At 62.4% G+C, this 2,418-nt stretch carries 2 protein-coding genes; one reads left to right on the top strand and one right to left on the bottom strand.

Annotation, left to right across the window (positions count from 1 at the left end):
* Positions 1-1,320 precede the first annotated feature (1,320 nt).
* Entirely contained in the window at positions 1,321-1,737 is a 417-nt protein-coding gene (locus R5W23_RS06970; protein ID WP_320685717.1) for an EamA family transporter, read from the bottom strand.
* A 156-nt stretch (positions 1,738-1,893) separates the two neighbouring features.
* On the opposite strand from R5W23_RS06970, the gene R5W23_RS06965 reads away from it, so the two are divergent.
* On the top strand, positions 1,894-2,376 hold the full coding sequence (locus R5W23_RS06965) for a PepSY-like domain-containing protein (protein WP_320685716.1): 483 nt from the start codon (positions 1,894-1,896) through the stop codon (positions 2,374-2,376).
* Positions 2,377-2,418: the final 42 nt, after the last annotated feature.

Genomic DNA, 2,418 nt, shown 5'->3' with positions numbered 1-2,418 from the left:
CTCGGCGAGCGTAACTGCCAACGCGTCACCGAGTCCGAACGGGTCACGACTGGCGACGTACTCTTTGACCGGCTTCCCGTTCACCCGGCGGTTGCGGTACAGGTACCAGCGCCCGCCGTGTCGCAACTCCCAACCCATATGACGCGCTCGGCGTGTACTACGGAACGAACAACTGCCCCGCTCACGGGTGGTCAGTGCGGCGAGGCTGGGATTGCGGTTGTGGTGCCGATAAGTGCGAGAATGGCCCGCTTGATTGGCTCGGGCAAGGTCGCCCACGCCGCTGCGACCCGAGGGAGTTGCGGGTCTGGTGGAGTTGCTGCTCCCGGTGCTGCTCCGGGAGTATTAGTATCGAGCGAACCGCTTATCTTTTCAGCAGTTGTGGAGATAGAGCGTCGGCCTCCGGAGCCGAAGGTTACAGGTTCAACTCCTGTCGGGCATACTGGAAAAGCAAGGTTTGGGTGAAGGGTGCATAACCGAGTGCACCAAACTCGCCCCGGTTCAGCCGGGGCAGGCGTTTTTTTGTCGTTTGTTAAGCATGATTCTTCCCGCTGAGTTTGTGTGGCTCTTCACGCTGATTCGGCGATCACCCCATCAAAAAATCGAGTACTCCGCGGGTCGGAAGCAACATGGCGATCCGGACTATGGTCGCGCGCCCTTACCTCGCACTGGACCTGCTCAACGCACCGGCTTCAATCTCTGAGTAGCCCAGGGGAGATTGTCTCGCGTGGCCGCTCCACTCACTGAATAGCGAACCAGTTGGTAGTTGCTGGCGAACGCACTCGATTCAATAAGTGGTTTTGAAGATCAGTGAGAGCGGCGACGGGAAACCTGATGTGAATTCACGCGGAGGGACCGCAGCGGGTGCGCCACGATAGCGGACGCCCAAAAATGGGGTCACGCCGGCTCCCGCTTGTTCCAGAAGCACGCGACGCGGTGCTGAAGTTCCCGTCCAACCACGTCACGACCCGCATTCGGCACGACTACCCCGGCAGTGGGCCGAGCGATCCCGGCGGTGCGGTCGCTTCCAGCAGTCGGCCCTGGATCGGGGTGGCTCGGTACCGCCGAACGGCGTTGTCGTCTCTAAAGGCGGCTCGCCGGGTTCAGAAGACCACACGGTGGTTGCGCCACTTGCCGTGTGTGACTGGTGGATGCAGTATCTTTTGCCGCAGGGTGAGGGCACCCTCGACTGCTTTGCGGGGTCGGCCAGTTCGCTCGTTGCCGCCCTCGACAACGGTGCCTCTCGGGTTGTTGGCATCGAGCGGGAGGCGGGGTACGTCAAGATTGCGCGGCGGATCGAACTTGGGTAGCGGGGGGCGCGAGCTATTTCGTGGCGATGACGGCGGCACCGACCACGATCAAACTGCCGCCGACCCAATGCTGCCACGCGAGCCGCTCGCCCAGGAACAGTGCGGCGAGGGCGATGGCGAACACGACGCTCAACTTGTCCACAGGAGCCACCGACGAGGCTTCGCCGAGGTGCAACGCGCGGAAGTAGCACAGCCACGACAGGCCCGTCGCCACCCCAGATAGGATCAGGTACACCATCGCTCGGCCCGACAGAGACTTCCATTCCGGCTTGCCTGCAACCAGCACGATTCCCCAGGCCAAGAGCAGCACGACCGTCGTGCGGATCGCGGTCGCCAGATTCGGCGCGATGTCCTTCGTACCCGCCTTCGCCAACACGGCGGTGATCCCCGCGAACGCCGCCGACAGTAAAGCCCAGTGTACCCAATTCATGCTGGCACTTTATGTCTCACGGCAAATGCGAGGGCAAAGATAAACTAAAGCTTATCCTCGGCTCACGTTGCGTTTAGGCTCGTCTGGTAAGGTTCCATCGTACTTGAGGTGGGCCGGGGAATGCCTCCCGGCACCTCGCTTCGACGGGAGGGTCTGATGCGAACGATGTTCCAGACGGTGGCGGCGGTGTTCACGATGGCCGTGGTCGTGGCCGGCGGGCGGGCCGAGGACGACAAGGTGCCGCTCGACAAACTACCCAAAGCGGTGGTGGACGCGGTCAAGGCGAAGTTCCCGAAGGCGGAACTGAAGGAGGCCGAGAAGGGGAAAGACGACGGCAAGGTCGAGTACGAGATCACCATCAAGGACGGCGAGAGCAAGATCGACGTGGACGTGACCGAGGACGGTACGATCACCGGGTACGAGAAGGGTATCGCCCTCAAGGACTTGCCGAAGGCCGTGTCGGCCGCCGCCGCCGCCAAGCACCCGAAGGGGACCGCGAAGTCTGCCGAGGTGGTGTACGCCGTCAAGGGCGGCAAGGACACCCTCGCCTACTACGAGGTGGTGATCGAGTTGGACGGGAAGAAGCACGAAGTCGAGGTGCTGCCGGACGGCAAGCTGAAGCCCGAAGAGAAGAAGTGATCGAGCCTGCGACACGCCGGCGGATCGTGTCGCCGCTCTTAG

This window comes from Gemmata algarum (assembly GCF_034097035.1).
GTDB lineage: Bacteria > Planctomycetota > Planctomycetia > Gemmatales > Gemmataceae > Gemmata > Gemmata algarum.
Note: the sequence above shows the minus strand (reverse complement) of the source record. Positions and strands in the feature narration are given on the sequence as shown.

Excerpts from the sequence above, each read along its gene's own strand:
- R5W23_RS06970 (WP_320685717.1), bottom strand. The coding sequence starts at position 1,737 with ATGAATTGGGTACACTGGGCTTTACTGTCGGCGGCGTTCGCGGGGATC.
- R5W23_RS06965 (WP_320685716.1), top strand. The coding sequence starts at position 1,894 with ATGCGAACGATGTTCCAGACGGTGGCGGCGGTGTTCACGATGGCCGTG.